This is a genomic window from Mycolicibacterium llatzerense, assembly GCF_025331195.1.
Lineage (GTDB): Bacteria > Actinomycetota > Actinomycetes > Mycobacteriales > Mycobacteriaceae > Mycobacterium > Mycobacterium llatzerense.
This window is the reverse complement of the sequence record NZ_LXOV01000001.1, coordinates 1,177,244-1,191,581: the sequence shown is the minus strand read 5'-3', so window position 1 is coordinate 1,191,581 and position 14,338 is coordinate 1,177,244. Positions and strand designations below refer to the sequence as shown.

Annotated in this window: 13 protein-coding genes; 10 read left to right on the top strand and 3 right to left on the bottom strand. The window is 68.7% G+C overall.

Annotation, left to right across the window (positions count from 1 at the left end):
• Positions 1-23 precede the first annotated feature (23 nt).
• From A7G45_RS06030 to A7G45_RS06010, 5 genes are all read left to right on the top strand, one after another.
• Complete coding sequence (locus A7G45_RS06030; protein ID WP_260934863.1) at positions 24-926, top strand: Rv0045c family esterase; 903 nt, start codon at positions 24-26, stop codon at positions 924-926.
• A 9-nt stretch (positions 927-935) separates the two neighbouring features.
• Positions 936-1,718: an LLM class F420-dependent oxidoreductase gene (locus tag A7G45_RS06025; protein ID WP_260934860.1), complete on the top strand. Its 783-nt coding sequence runs from the start codon at positions 936-938 to the stop codon at positions 1,716-1,718.
• A 90-nt stretch (positions 1,719-1,808) separates the two neighbouring features.
• Complete coding sequence (locus A7G45_RS06020; protein ID WP_276554955.1) at positions 1,809-3,563, top strand: ABC transporter substrate-binding protein/permease; 1,755 nt, start codon at positions 1,809-1,811, stop codon at positions 3,561-3,563.
• On the top strand, positions 3,560-4,297 hold the full coding sequence (locus A7G45_RS06015) for an amino acid ABC transporter ATP-binding protein (RefSeq protein ID WP_260934853.1): 738 nt from the start codon (positions 3,560-3,562) through the stop codon (positions 4,295-4,297). The genes A7G45_RS06020 and A7G45_RS06015 overlap by 4 nt, the downstream gene beginning before the upstream one ends.
• Positions 4,298-4,337: 40 nt before the next feature.
• Entirely contained in the window at positions 4,338-4,802 is a 465-nt protein-coding gene (locus A7G45_RS06010; protein ID WP_043391536.1) for a MarR family winged helix-turn-helix transcriptional regulator, read from the top strand.
• 62 nt (positions 4,803-4,864) lie between these two features.
• Here A7G45_RS06010 and ggh read toward each other — a convergent pair whose 3' ends face one another.
• Positions 4,865-6,205, bottom strand: a complete 1,341-nt coding sequence (gene ggh, locus A7G45_RS06005; RefSeq protein ID WP_043986340.1) for a glucosylglycerate hydrolase — start codon at positions 6,203-6,205, stop codon at positions 4,865-4,867.
• A 54-nt stretch (positions 6,206-6,259) separates the two neighbouring features.
• Here ggh and A7G45_RS06000 point away from each other — a divergent pair, with 54 nt between their 5' ends.
• The gene (locus A7G45_RS06000) at positions 6,260-6,925 is read left to right on the top strand and encodes an SDR family oxidoreductase (RefSeq protein WP_043986339.1); all 666 of its coding nucleotides are present in this window, start codon (positions 6,260-6,262) and stop codon (positions 6,923-6,925) included.
• Positions 6,926-6,986: 61 nt separating this feature from the next.
• Here A7G45_RS06000 and leuS read toward each other — a convergent pair whose 3' ends face one another.
• The gene (leuS, locus tag A7G45_RS05995; protein ID WP_260938002.1) at positions 6,987-9,821 is read right to left on the bottom strand and encodes a leucine--tRNA ligase; all 2,835 of its coding nucleotides are present in this window, start codon (positions 9,819-9,821) and stop codon (positions 6,987-6,989) included.
• 243 nt (positions 9,822-10,064) lie between these two features.
• Here leuS and A7G45_RS05990 point away from each other — a divergent pair, with 243 nt between their 5' ends.
• Positions 10,065-11,108, top strand: a complete 1,044-nt coding sequence (locus tag A7G45_RS05990) for an LpqN/LpqT family lipoprotein (protein ID WP_260934843.1) — start codon at positions 10,065-10,067, stop codon at positions 11,106-11,108.
• A gap of 49 nt (positions 11,109-11,157) precedes the next feature.
• Complete coding sequence (locus A7G45_RS05985; protein WP_260934840.1) at positions 11,158-11,514, top strand: hypothetical protein; 357 nt, start codon at positions 11,158-11,160, stop codon at positions 11,512-11,514.
• Between the two features lie 8 nt (positions 11,515-11,522).
• Here A7G45_RS05985 and A7G45_RS05980 read toward each other — a convergent pair whose 3' ends face one another.
• Positions 11,523-12,128, bottom strand: a complete 606-nt coding sequence (locus A7G45_RS05980) for a YqgE/AlgH family protein (protein WP_043391524.1) — start codon at positions 12,126-12,128, stop codon at positions 11,523-11,525.
• 126 nt (positions 12,129-12,254) lie between these two features.
• On the opposite strand from A7G45_RS05980, the gene A7G45_RS05975 reads away from it, so the two are divergent.
• Entirely contained in the window at positions 12,255-13,544 is a 1,290-nt protein-coding gene (locus A7G45_RS05975; RefSeq protein ID WP_260934833.1) for an MFS transporter, read from the top strand.
• Between the two features lie 9 nt (positions 13,545-13,553).
• Complete coding sequence (locus A7G45_RS05970; protein ID WP_260934830.1) at positions 13,554-14,336, top strand: TIGR03084 family metal-binding protein; 783 nt, start codon at positions 13,554-13,556, stop codon at positions 14,334-14,336.
• Positions 14,337-14,338: the final 2 nt, after the last annotated feature.

Sequence of the window (14,338 nt, the reverse complement as noted above, 5' to 3'; positions counted from 1 at the left end):
GCACCGGGGGTAGTGTCCGAAACGTGGCCCTCGAGATTTCCGACGACGACCTGCTGGCGCTCGACGAGTTCGCGCTGCTGCCCGAGAACGCCGAGCAGATCGGCGCGACCGGTCCGCTGCCCGCGGTGTCCCGGATCGAGGACGGGCCGATCAGCCTGCTGAAGTGGGGCACCTCGGAACCCGAGGTGGTGTTCCTGCACGGCGGCGGGCAGAACGCGCACACCTGGGACACGGTCATTCTCGGTCTCGGGGTGCCGGCGCTGGCGATCGACCTGCCCGGGCACGGGCGGTCGGCCTGGCGCGAGGACGGCGACTACGGGCCCAAGCTCAACGCGGAAACCCTGCGGCCGGTGCTGCGCGCGCACGCCCCGTCGGCCCGGCTGGTGGTCGGGATGTCATTGGGTGGGCTGACCGCGCTGCGCATCGCGGCGACCGAGGCTGCCCTGGTGCCCTCGCTGGTCCTGATCGACGTCACCCCGTCGGCGCCGGAGCGGCACGAGCAGATGACCCAGGCCCAGCTGGGCGCGGTCGCGCTGGTGAAGGGCGACCGCAGCTTCCCCAGTTTCGCCGCGATGCTCGACGTCACGATGGCCGCATCCCCGCACCGCAGCCGGGACTCGTTGCGCCGCGGCGTCTTTCACAACGCCAAGCAACTCGACGACGGCACCTGGACCTGGCGCTACGATTCGCTCCGCGTCGGTGACGGTTTTGCCGGACTGTGGGACGACGTCCCGTCCATCACCATGCCGACCACCCTGGTGCGCGGCGCCAAGTCGTACTTCGTCAACGACGACGATGCCGCCGCCTTCGCCGCCGGTGCGCCGGGTTTCCAGCGGACCCACCTGGTCGCCGATTCCGGGCACTCGGTGCAGGGCGATCAGCCCGCGGCGCTCGTGGACATCCTGCGGGGCGTCCTCGGCCGCTAGCGTGGGGACATGACCTTTCCCATCCGCATCGGGGTTCAACTGCAGCCCCAGCACTCCCCCAACTACGGCCTGATGCGCGACGCGGTCCGTCGCAGTGAGGACCTCGGCGTCGACGTCGCCTTCAACTGGGACCACTTCTTCCCGCTGTACGGCGATCCCGACGGCGCGCACTACGAATGCTGGACCATGCTCGGCGCGTGGGCCGAGCAGACCTCGCGGATCGAGATCGGTGCGCTGGTCAGCTGTAACTCGTACCGCAACCCGGAACTGCTGGCGGACATGGCGCGAACAGTCGACAACATCTCCGACGGGCGGCTGATCCTGGGCATCGGATCGGGCTGGAAAGAGAAGGACTACGACGAGTACGGCTACGAATTCGGCACGGCCGGAAGCAGACTCGACGACCTGGCGGCGGCGATGCCGCGCATCATCTCGCGGTTGGGCAAGCTCAATCCGGCCCCGGTGCGCGAGATCCCGATCCTGATCGGCGGCCAGGGCGAACGCAAGACGCTCAAGCTCGTCGCCCAGTACGCCCAGATGTGGCACAGCTTCACCACGGCGTCGACGTATCCGGAGAAGGCCGCCGTGCTGGACCGGCACTGCGCCGACGTCAGCCGCGACCCGAGCACCATCGTCCGCTCGGCCGGCGTGGACGACAGCGGCGACGGCCTGATCGCCAACGCCGAAGCCCTGACCGCGCTGGGTGTTTCGTTGCTGACTGTGGGCGTCAACGGACCGGACTACGACCTGAGCCACGCCGAAACCCTGTGCCGGTGGCGCGACAGCCAGTAACCGACGCGGCCCGGCCGGATCAATTCCGGGCGAGCTGAAGCCGCTGCATTCGGCCGGGCACCCGCTAGGTTGACCTGCGTGACCTCTTTCCTGCGTGCGACGGTAGCGATACTGGTGGCACTCCTGGTCTGCTCGCTGTCCGTGGGCGTCCCGGCCCGCGCCACCACCGACCAGTGCGCTCCGCCGGGCGTGCAGAGCGCCAGCGCGCTGCCCACCAACCTGGCCACCGCCGCCCAGGGCGACGGCACCGACAAGTACACGACGCCTGGTACCCAACCGCTTTCGACAGTGCGGCCGGACACCTTGGGGCTGGGCACCCCCGGGGTGCTGACCGTCGGCACGCTGTCCGATGCGCCGCCGAGCATCTGTATCAACTCGGGCGGCCAATTCACCGGCTTCGACAACGAGCTGCTGCGGGCCATCGCTGAGAAGATCGGGCTGCGCGTCAACTTCGTCGGCACCGACTTCGCCGGGCTGCTCGCCCAGGTCGCCTCCCGTCGATTCGATGTCGGGTCGTCATCGATCACCACCACCGACGCCCGCCGCCGCACCGTCGGATTCACCAATGGCTATGACTTCGGCTACTTTTCGCTCGTCGTACCGAGCGGGTCGGCCATCAACGGGTTCGGTGCACTGAAGGCGGGACAGCGCATCGGCGTCGTGCAGGGCACCGTGCAGGAGGCCTACGTCGTCGACACCCTGCACCTGGAACCGGTCAAATTCCCGGACTACGCAACGGTTTACGCCAACATCAAGACCCGGCAGATCGATGCCTGGGTGGCGCCCTCGCAGCAGGCCTCCGGCACCGTGCAGCCGGGTGACCCGGCGCGGATCGTCGAAAACACCTTCAGCTTGGACAATTTCGTCGCCTACGCGGTCGCGAAGGAGAACAAGCCGCTGATCGACGCGCTCAACGCGGGCCTCGACGCGGTGATCGCCGACGGCACCTGGGCGCGGCTCTATTCGGACTGGGTGCCGCGAGCCCTGCCGCCGGGCTGGAAGCCCGGATCGAAGGCCGCTCCGCTGCCGCAACTGCCCGACTTCAACGCCATCGCCGCGTCGCATGCGTCCACGGCGCCGACGTCCGGTCCCGCACCGAAATCCACCCTGTCCCAACTGAAAGACGCATTCCTGGACTGGCGGCTGTATCGGCAGGCCATCCCGGATCTGTTCAAGACCGGCCTGCCGAACACCCTCATCCTGACCGTCAGCGCCAGCATCATCGGCCTGATCATAGGTATGACGCTGGCCATCGCGGGCATCTCCCGGTCACGCTGGCTGCGGTGGCCGGCGCGGGTGTACACCGACATCTTCCGCGGGCTGCCTGAAGTGGTGATCATCCTGGTGATCGGGCTGGGCATCGGTCCGGTGGTGGGATCGCTGACCGGAAACAACCCGTACCCCTTGGGAATTGCCGCGCTGGGTCTGATGGCGGGCGCCTATATCGGGGAGATTCTGCGCTCGGGTATTCAGAGTGTCGACGCCGGCCAGCTCGAGGCTTCGCGTGCGCTTGGCTTCGGCTACCCGGCATCGATGCGGCTGGTGGTGGTGCCGCAGGGCGTCCGCCGAGTGCTGCCGGCGCTGATGAACCAGTTCATCTCGCTGCTGAAGGCGTCGTCGCTGGTGTACTTCCTCGGGTTGATCGCCAGTCAGCGCGAGCTGTTCCAGGTGGGCCGCGACCTCAACGCGCAGACCGGAAACCTTTCTCCCCTGGTTGCTTCCGGCTTGTTCTACCTGGCCCTGACCGTGCCTCTGACCCACCTGGTCAACTACATCGACCGGCGACTCAGTAAAGGTCGGCCCGCCGAACCCGAGCTCACCGCCGCGACCGAGGAGATCGCATGACCGCCCCGCAGCCGGTTTCCCTGGCCGCCAACGACATTCACCTCTCCTTCGGTACCAGCACCGTCCTGCGGGGCGTCGACCTGGACGTGCCCGCCGGCACCACGACGGCCGTCATCGGCCCGTCGGGCTCGGGCAAGTCGACGCTGCTGCGCACCCTGAACCGGTTGTACGAGCCGGATCGTGGCGACATCCTGCTCGACGGGCGGTCGGTGCTGAAGGACAACCCCGATCAGCTGCGTCAGCGGATCGGGATGGTCTTCCAGCATTTCAATCTGTTCCCGCACCGGACGGTGCTGGAGAACGTCACGCTGGGGCCCCGGAAACTGAAGGGCCTGGACGGCGCTGCGGCCCGCGAACTCGGGCTGCAACTGCTGGACCGCGTGGGGCTCAAACACAAGGCCGACGTGCGCCCGGCAACCCTTTCCGGCGGGCAACAGCAACGTGTCGCGATCGCCCGCGCCCTGGCCATGAGCCCCCAGGTGATGTTCTTCGACGAGGCCACCTCGGCGCTGGATCCCGAACTGGTCAAGGGCATCCTGGCGCTCATCAGCGAACTCGGAGCGGACGGCATGACCATGGTGGTGGTGACCCACGAGATGGGTTTCGCCCGGTCAGCGGCAGATTCCGTGGTGTTCATGGATGGCGGCCGGGTGATCGAGACCGGAACGCCCGAACACATCTTCGAATCCGCCGAAACTCAACGTTTACGTCAATTTCTGGCGCAGGTTGTCTAATACCGACCAGTATCCGGCATACACGTTAGACTATCGAACTATGTCGTCGACGGAGCCGCAGGTGGCGGACCTTGCAGGAGACCTGCAACAGGTCCTCTCCAAGCTGTTCAACGTGATGCGCCGACGCGTCGAGATCCCCAAGGACGCCGAAGCCGGTGCCGATCTGACGTTGGCGCAGCTGTCCATCCTGCTGACCCTGCTGGACCGCGGCCCCATCCGGATGACGGAGTTGGCCGCGCACGAACGGGTCCGCACGCCCACCACCACGGTGGCGATCCGCCGGTTGGAGAAGCTGGGACTGGTCAAGCGGTCGCGTGACCCTTCCGATCTGCGCGCCGTCCTGGTGAACGTGACGCCGCGCGGACTCGTGCAGCACCGTGAGGCCCTCGAGGCCCGTCGCAAGGTCCTGATCGCAATGATGGCCAAGCTGACACCCGAGGACATCGACAACATCTCCAAGGCCCTTGCGCCACTGGAGAAGCTGGCCACCAGCAACGACGACTAGCCGCGCGAGGATCAAGCGGCGAGGAACGAGCCGCGATGAGAAGCGCGGCAATACGGCCTAGCTCAACCCAGCCAGTCCAGTACGGCCGCGGCGGTCCACGACTGCTGCATGCTGCCGAGCGGTTCCCCGGTGAAGGGCTCGTAGTATTCGGCGAACGTGCCGTCACTGGCCTGCCGCAGGCCTTCCCGGCGCAGGATCGATGCCCGCTCCGACCACCCGCGGCGCGCGAAACACCACGAGAACAGCCACGTCATCACCGGCCACACCGGGCCGCGCCAGTACTCCCGCGGGCGGAAGTCGCGGGACACCGGTGACGTCGACGGGATCAGTGGGTACTTGAGGTCGGGGTGCGCGCAGAACCGCGGACCCTCCAGCAGCCGCAGCAGCGCGCGTTCGCGGTCATGCGGCAGACCGCCACAGAGCAACGGGGCGAACTGCGCCACGGTCTCACTCGGGATCCACTTGTCGGCCCGCAGATCGAAATCGCGGGCCGCGCCCGTGCGTTCGTCGGTGGTCGCCACCACACCCTGACGGAACCGCTCGGCCCACGAATACAGTTCGCGCACATCGGCATTCGGCCGCTTGTAGTCCTCGCCGATCTCTGCCAGGACCGTGCACGCCACCGACAGGATGGCCGAGACGAACACATCCTCGACCTGAAAGCTCATCACCTTCGGCAGCAGCGCGTCGTCGTACCGGACGGACTTCATCTCCTCCAGCAACCACAGGTACCGGTCGTACTCGACGTCGGACGGGCGCTGGCTGGTGTCGGTGATGATCGCGTTGTCCTCGCGCTGGTATTCGGGCACCGCGCCCGGAATCACGTTGGCGTAGGAGCTATCCCACCGTGGCGAGTTGTCCATGCCGGATTCCCAGCCGTGATACAGCGTCACCCGGCCGCGCTCCTGCGGATCACGCGCCTCGGCCAGCCAGCGGTGCCAGCGCACCAGGTCGTCCCACCTGCGGTCCAGGAACGACTCTGCCACCACCCGGGTGGACCGCCCGCGGGTGCGCGCGTGGTCCAGAATCCGTTGCACCGCAATGGCATGCACCGGAGGCTGCGTGATGCCGGACGTGTCCCGGTTGCGCGGCGCGTTGATCGCCAGTGTGGAGGTCTCCCATCGAGCCGGCCCGGGAAAGTAGCCGTCGACGCCGTTGGCGAACACGATGTGCGGGATCATGCCGTTGGCCCACTGCGCCGACAACAACGTGTCCAGTTCGACGACAGCGCGCTCGACGGTCAGCGACGCCAGCCCGATCGACACGAACGCGGCGTCCCAGCTCCACATGTGCGGGTACAGCAGCGGCGCCGCCGTCGTCATGACGCCCAGGTCATTACCGCGCAGCAGGTAGGCGGCGCGGGCGGAGAGCTGGGTGGGCGCGAAGCTGTGGTCGGGTGGCATCGCTGTCCATTGTGCGTCGCGGCTCCGGGATTCGCTGATCGGTAGGCTCGCGCCATGCCGACCGCAATGATCACCGGCGCTTCCCGGGGCCTCGGACTGGCCATCGCCGAAGCCTTGGCCCCGACCCACACGCTGTTCCTGGCGGGCCGGCCGTCGGCCGAACTCGACGCCGTCGCCGAGCGACTCGGCGCGACCACCTGGCCCATGGACCTCACCGACTATGAAGGCGTCGAGGCGACGGTCGAGCCGATCGTCGAGCTCGACGTGCTGGTGCACAACGCCGGCGTCGCGTACCCCGGCCGGGTCGGCGAATCGTCCGTCGAAGAGTGGCGGGCCACCATGGAAGTGAATGTGATTGGCGCCGTGGGACTTACGCTGCCCCTGCTACCGGCGTTGCGCGCGGCCCGAGGTCAGGTGATCTTCGTCAACTCCGGCGCAGGCCGCAGCCCGTCCCCCGGCCTGGCGTCGTACGCGGCGAGCAAGTTCGCGCTGCGGGCCTTCGCCGACGCCCTGCGCACCGACGAACCGTCACTGCGGGTGACGACGGTCTACCCGGGACGGATCGACACCGACATGCAATGGAACCTGGTGGCCTACGAAGGCGGCGAGTACAAGCCCGAGCGGTTCCTGAAGCCCTCGACCGTCGCCCAGGTGATCGCGCAGGTGGTGGCCACCCCCGACGACGCCCACCAGCACGAGGTGATCATCCGCCCGCGCTGATCCGTGGGATTTGTGCACGATTTTCCGCGCCGACCGCGGAAAATCGTGCACAAATCACGAGTCAGGCGACGATGTTGACCAGCCGGCCGGGCACCACGATGACCTTCTTGGGGGCCGCGCCGGCCAGGAAGGCCTGCACCTTCTCGTCGGCGAGGGCGGCGGCTTCCAGCGTGGCCTTGTCGGCATCGGCGGCGACGACGATCTTGCCGCGCACCTTGCCGTTGACCTGCACCGGATACTCGACGGTGTCGTCGATCAGGTAGCGCTCGTCGGCGACGGGGAACGGGCCGTGCGCCAGTGACGCGGCACTGCCCAACCGGCGCCACAGTTCCTCGGCCAGGTGCGGGGCCAGCGGCGCGACCATCAACACCAGCGGCTCGACCGCGGCGCGGGCGGTGACGCCCTCCTTGGTGAGGTGGTTGGTGTACTCGATGAGCTTGGCCGCGGCGGTGTTGTTCCGCAGCGCCGCGTAGTCCTCGTTCACCCCGGCGATGGTCTTGTGCAGCTGACGCAGCGTGTCGTCGGACAGGGCGTCATCGGAAACCCTTGGCTCACCGGTGGTTTCGTCGACGACGACGCGCCACACGCGCTGCAGGAACCGGTGCGCGCCGACGACGTCCTTGGTCGCCCACGGCCGCGACGCCTCCAGCGGGCCCATCGACATCTCGTAGACGCGCAGGGTGTCGGCGCCGTACTCCTCGCAGATCTCGTCGGGCGAGACGGAGTTCTTCAGGCTCTTGCCGATCTTGCCGAACTCCTGGTTGACCTCGATCTCACCGTCCGGGCCGGTCCAGAAGAACTTGCCTTCGCGCTCAACGACTTCCGCTGCCGGCACATAGGCGCCGCGGGCATCGGTGTAGGCGAACGCCTGGATGTAGCCCTGGTTGACCAGGCGCCGGTACGGCTCGCGCGACGACACGTGGCCGAGGTCGAACAGCACCTTGTGCCAGAACCGCGAGTACAGCAGGTGCAGCACCGCATGCTCGACGCCGCCGACGTACAGGTCGACACCACCCGGGTCGTCGGCGCCGTGGGTCTCGGGGCGCGGACCCATCCAGTAGGCCTCGTTCTCCTTGGCGCAGAACGTTTCCGAGTTGTGCGGGTCGGCGTAGCGCAGCTCGTACCAGGAGCTGCCTGCCCACTGCGGCATGACGTTGGTGTCGCGCGTGTACGGCTGCAGACCGTCACCCAGATCCAGGTCGACGTGCACCCATTCGGTGGCCTTGTTCAGCGGCGGCGACGGCTCGCTGTCGGCGTTGTCCGGGTCGAACAGCACCGGCGAGTAGTCCGGCACGTCCGGCAGTTCGACGGGCAGCGCCGAGTCCGGCAGCGGGTGGGCCCGGCCGTCGGCGTCGTAGACGATCGGGAAGGGCTCGCCCCAGTACCGCTGGCGGGCGAAAAGCCAGTCGCGGAGCTTGAATTCGACACGGGCCTGTCCGCGGCCGGCCGCCACCAGCTTCTCGGTGACCGCCGCTTTCGCATCGGCAACCTGAAGGCCGTCGAGGTAGTCAGAGTTGACCAGCGCGCCGTCTCCCGTGTGGGCGGACTCCGAAAGATCGCCTCCGGCAATGACTTCCACGATGGGCAGCCCGAACGCGGTGGCGAACTCCCAGTCACGCTGGTCGTGGCCGGGCACCGCCATGATGGCGCCGGTGCCGTAGCCGGCCAGCACGTAGTCGGCGATAAAGATCGGAACCTGGTGTCCGTTCACCGGATTCGTGGCGTAGGCGCCGGTGAAGACGCCGGTCTTGGTCTTGTTCTCCTGGCGCTCCAGGTCGGACTTGGCCGCGATGGCGGCGCGGTAGGCGGCGACCGCTTCGGCCGGGGTGGCCGCGCCGGACGTCCAGCGCGCGTCGACATCGGCGGGCCAGGCATCGGCCACCAGCGAGTCGACCAGGTCATGTTCGGGGGCCAGCACCAGATAGGTCGCGCCGAACAGGGTGTCCGGGCGGGTGGTGAAGACCTCGATGTCGGCGTCACCGGCCGAGAAGAGCACCGCGGCACCGGTGGAGCGGCCGATCCAGTTGCGCTGCATGGCCTTGACCTTGTCGGGCCAGTCCAGCACGTCCAGGTCTTCGAGCAGCCGGTCCGAGTACGCGGTGATGCGCATCATCCACTGCCGCAGGCGCTTCCGGAACACCGGGAAGTTGCCGCGCTCGCTGCGGCCGTCGGAGGTGACCTCTTCGTTGGCCAGCACGGTGCCCAGGCCCGGGCACCAGTTGACCATCGAGTCGGAGCGGTAGACCAGGCGATACGAGTCGATGACCTCGGCGCGCTCAGCGGCAGACAGCGCCGACCAGTCCCGGCCGTCGTCGAGAGACCTTGCACCGGAATCGAATTCGGCGATCAACTCAGAGACCGGGCGGGCCTTCTGCGCCGACGCGTCGAACCAGGCGTTGTAGATCTGCAGGAAGATCCACTGCGTCCACTTGTAGAAGTCGGTGTCGGTGGTGGCGAAGCTGCGCCGGGCGTCGTGCCCCAGGCCGAGGCGCCCCAGCTGCCTGCGGAAGTTGACGATGTTGGCCTCGGTGCGCGTGCGCGGGTGCGTCCCCGTCTGCACCGCGTACTGCTCGGCCGGCAGGCCGAAGGCGTCGAAACCCAAGGCGTGCAGGACGTTGCGGCCCGTCATCCGGAAGTAGCGGGCGTACACGTCGGTGGCGATGTAGCCCAGGGGATGCCCGACGTGCAGGCCGTCACCCGAGGGGTACGGGAACATGTCCTGCACGAACATCTTGTCCGCCGGCACCGGCGAACCATCGGTGGGCGCGAGCGAGCCGACCGGGTTCGGCACGTTGAAGGTGCCGCGGTCCGTCCACACCTGCTGCCAGTCGGCCTCGATCGCGCCGGCCAGTTCGGCGGTGTAACGGTGCTGCGGGCTGTCGGCGTCTACGGCCACAGCCGCCTCGGGACGCGCGTTGGCCTGCGCATTCGTGGATTCGCTCACGTGCACAGGGTAGTCAACACCCCCGGCGCGACCTGCATCACGCCAGCCGATCGGCGTTGGTCTCGGTTCCGTTGCAGTGCGGTCAGAGCACGGTTGCAGGTGCGCGCCGGACCTGGTGGGCAGGGCACCCACCTACATACAGTCGGCTCGAGTGCAACGCGTGATGCAGAAGTGAAGCGGAAGGACCGGCGCCACATGTTCGAGAACGCCCGCCACTGGCGACTGCTGGCAGGAGGAGTCGCCGCAGGCCTGGCGGGCGTCGTCGGCTTCGCCGGCAGCACCGCCTCCGCTGACCCGCTGCCACCCCAGCCCGTCCTCCCGGCACCCGCGACCGTGACCCAGACCGTCACCGTGCAGGCCGCGCCGGCGCCGGTGGCGGCCGCGCAGCCCGCCGGCCCCGCCTTCATCCCCGCCGGTCAGCCCGCCGGGGTCCCCCAGCCGGCCACGCTTCCCCAGCCTGCCGTGGCCCAACCCGTCATCGCGCCGGCCCCGGTGCCCACGCCGACCATCGCGCCGGCCGCCTCGGGCACCATTGCCGAATACCTCCGCGCCCACAACGTCGCCATGCAGCGGCAGACGCCCGCGGGCTTCACGGCGCTGAACATCGTCCTGCCGGTGCCTCCCGGCTGGGCCCCGGTCCCGGATCCGAACGTGCCCGACGCGTTCGCCGTGATCGCAGACCGCGTCGGCGGCGACGGCCTCTACACCTCGAACGCCGCCCTGCAGGTCTACAAGCTGGCGGGCGACTTCGATCCCAGGGAAGCCATCAGCCACGGCTTCATCGACAGCCAGCAGCAGGTCGCGTGGCGGTCCACCGACGGCTCGATGGCCGATTTCTACGGCATGCCGTCGGCGATCATCGAAGGCACGTTCCGCGAGAACAACATGACGCTGAACACCTCACGGCGACACCTCATCGCGACGTCCGGCGCGGACCGCTACCTGGTGACGCTGTCGGTGACGACCAGTGCGCAGGTGACCGTCGCCTCCGGCAACGCGACCGATGCCATCGTCAACGGGTTCAAGGTCAGCGTGCCGGGCGCACCGGCCGCTGTTCCTGCACCCGCCGCCGTACCCGCTCCGGCCGCCGTACCCGCGCCGGCCGCGGTGCCCGCACCTGTCGCACCTGTCGCACCGGCTCCCGCCCCGGCCCCGATGGTTCCGGCACCGGCCGCTGTCGTGCCGCACACCGCAGGCGCCGTGCCCCTCACCGCGTCGATCCCCGGCGTGGGCCGCTGACCGGTCGCCGGTTTGGAGCGGCCGCCCGGCCGCCCCTATTCTGAGACGCATGCTGATCGCCGCGGTGCTGTGCCTGTGCGCGGCCGTGGTGACCGCGGGCGTCGGCGCCTGGTCGCTGCGTCGCCCCGATTCCACCGACACCGTGCCGCGCGTGCTGCGCTCGGTGGCGCCGATCCAACTGGCGACGGCCGTGATGCTGGCCGCCGGCGGCGCCGTCGCTCTCGTCGCACCGCCGAGCACCGGTGTGATGGTGCTGATGGTGTGCGTCATCGGAGCCGTCGGCACCTTCGCCGCGGGCTGCTACCAGGGCGCAAAGGCCGGAGCCGCCATGATGGCCCGGGACAACGCCCCCGCCGCTGACAGCTGCGCCGGCAGCTGCGCCAGCTGCACGCTGTCCTGCAGCTGAATTTGCCGCTAGTTGCGGCTCACATCGATCGGGTGCGTCGCCAGCATCGCCATGGGCATCGGCTGACGCCGGAGCACCCGCGACCACAGATCCACGCGCGGTTCCACGAGGACGTCCGACGGCAGCGCCGACAGCACGATCCAGTCGTCCCGCTCGATCTCACCGTCGAGCTGGCCCACCGACCACCCGGAGTAGCCGGCGTAGATCCGGACGCCCTCGACGGCGTCTTCGATGTCCTCGGGTTCGGCGTCCAGATCGACCATCGCGATGCGGCCCTGCACATGCCGCAGCCCAGGCACCGATGATGCGTCGACGCCGACTTTCATGGTCGCCAGGCACAGCGCGGAATCACGCTTCACCGGACCGCCGATGAACATGGACTTGGGTTTGGTGGCGAGCTTCGCCCACTGCGGCAACACGTTGTAGACGGCCGTCTCGCTGGGCCGGTTCAGGACGACGCCGAGCGTGCCACCAGAGTTGTGCTCGACGATGTAGATGACGCTGCGCCGGAAGGTCGGCTCCAGCAAATCGGTGTTGGCGAGCAGCAGCGTCCCCGCCCGAATCCGGTGCGTGGCAGGGGCGATGAAATCCTCCGGTTCCTCTGACTGCGCCACGCCTCCATCATGGCATCCACAGGCGCTCGCCGTGACCAACGCACACGGCTTGCCAGGATATTTGTACTGTGGAGCAGGTCGCTTCAATCACGCCCGGCACTCACAAATCAGGACACGAATATTCCAGTGACCGACCGCCGCCCCCACCACGTCGTCCTGCATGCGGTGCAGGCGCTGCCGGACTTTCGCCGGCTGCTGGAACTGCGCGTGGTCAGCCAGTTCGGCGACGGACTTTTCCAGGCCGGTCTGGTCGGCGGCCTGCTGTTCAATCCCGAGCGCGAGGCCGACCCGTGGGCGATCGCCGGCGCCTTCGCGGCGCTGTATCTGCCGTATTCACTGCTGGGTCCGTTCGCCGGCGCGCTGCTGGACCGCTGGGATCGCCGGCAGGTGCTCATCGTCGCAAACCTGGCGCGACTGCTCCTGATGATCGGCGTCGGCGCGCTGCTGGCCACCGCCTCGGGCGACACGTCGATTCTGTTCGGCGCGTTGATCATCAACGGCTTCACCCGCTTCGTCTCCTCGGGTATGTCGGCCGCCCTGCCGCACGTCGTACCCACCGAACAGGTGGTGTCGATGAACTCGGTGGTCACCGCGTGCGGGGCCGTCTCAGCGTTCGCCGGCGCCAACCTGATGCTGCTGCCACGGTGGCTGCTCGGCGCGGGCGACGCCAGCTCGGCCGTCGTGATCTGGCTGGCGGCGCTGCCGGTCGCTCTCGCGCTGTGGCTGGTGGTGCGCTTCCACCCCCACCTCCTGGGACCTGATGACAGCGCCCGCGCGGTCCACGGGTCGGCCTTCTACGCCGTCGTCACCGGCTGGGTCTACGGACTGCGGTCGGTGGTCAATGTGCCGACGGTCGCCGCGACGCTGACGGGCCTGGCCTCACACCGCATGGTGTTCGGGATCAACACCCTCATGGTGCTGGTGTTGGTCCGGCACGGCGGCGGCGAACACGTCGCGGGCTTCGCGGTGACCGTCGTGTTCGTGGCCGCCGCGGGCCTCGGGTCGTTTCTCGGCAACGTCGTCATGCCGGCCGCGGTACGACGCTGGGGGCGCTACGCCACCGCGAACGGGGCCCTCGCCATCGCCGCGGTGGTTCAGCTTTCCGGTGCGGGCCTGCAGATCCCGGTGCTGATCGCGTGCAGTCTGGTTCTGGGCACGGCTGGGCAGGTGGTCAAGTTGTGCGCGGATTCGGCGATGCAGCTCGACGTCGACGACGCCCTGCGCGGCCACGTGTTCGCGGTCCAGGATGCGCTGTTCTGGATGGCGTTCATCGCCGCGATCACGGTGTCCGCGGCCGTGATTCCGGCCGACGGCAAGTCCTCGGCGCTGATGGCCAGCGGTGCCGTCGTCTACCTGGTGGGCCTGGCCCTGCACGCGACACTGGCCAAGCGCAGCAGGACCGCCGGTACCGTCTAGGGTGCTGCCATGGCCCCCAATGCTGCTGCCGGTGTGATCGCCGATCTGCGTGCCGAGAGTGACGACCTGGACCGCTTGGTGGCCGATCTGCCGCCCGCCGAATGGGCCACTGCCACCCCGGCCGAAGGCTGGACCATCGCCCATCAGATCGCACATCTGTGGTGGACGGACCAGGTGTCCGTGCTGGCGGTGACCGACGAAGACGCCTTCGCCGCGACGCTCACCGAGGCGTGGAAGAACCCGCTCGGGTTCGTCGACGTGGCGGCCGAGGAACTCGCGCAGACTCCGCCCGCCGAGATGCTGGCGCAGTGGCGCGCCACCCGGACCACGCTGCACGACGCGCTGGAAGGTGTGGCCGACGGCCGCAAACTGCCCTGGTTCGGCCCGCCGATGAGCGCCGCGTCCATGGCCAGCGCCCGGTTGATGGAGACCTGGGCGCACGGCGCTGACGTCGCCGACACCCTCGGGGTCCGGCGCGAGCCGACGGCCCGACTGCGGTCCATCGCGCACATCGGCGTGCGGACAAGGGATTTCGCCTTCTCACTCCATGAGCTGACCCCGCCGGCCGACGTGTTTCACGTGGAACTTTCGGCACCCGACGGTGGCGTGTGGGCCTGGGGTCCGGACGACGCCGCGCAGCGGGTCACCGGCTCAGCCGAGGATTTCTGCCTGCTGGTGACCCAGCGACGGCCGCTTCGCGAGCTGGACGTGACGGCCGTCGGCGAAGACGCCCAGAAGTGGCTGACCATCGCCCAGGCCTTCGCCGGGCCGCCGGGAGCGGGCCGGGGCTGACC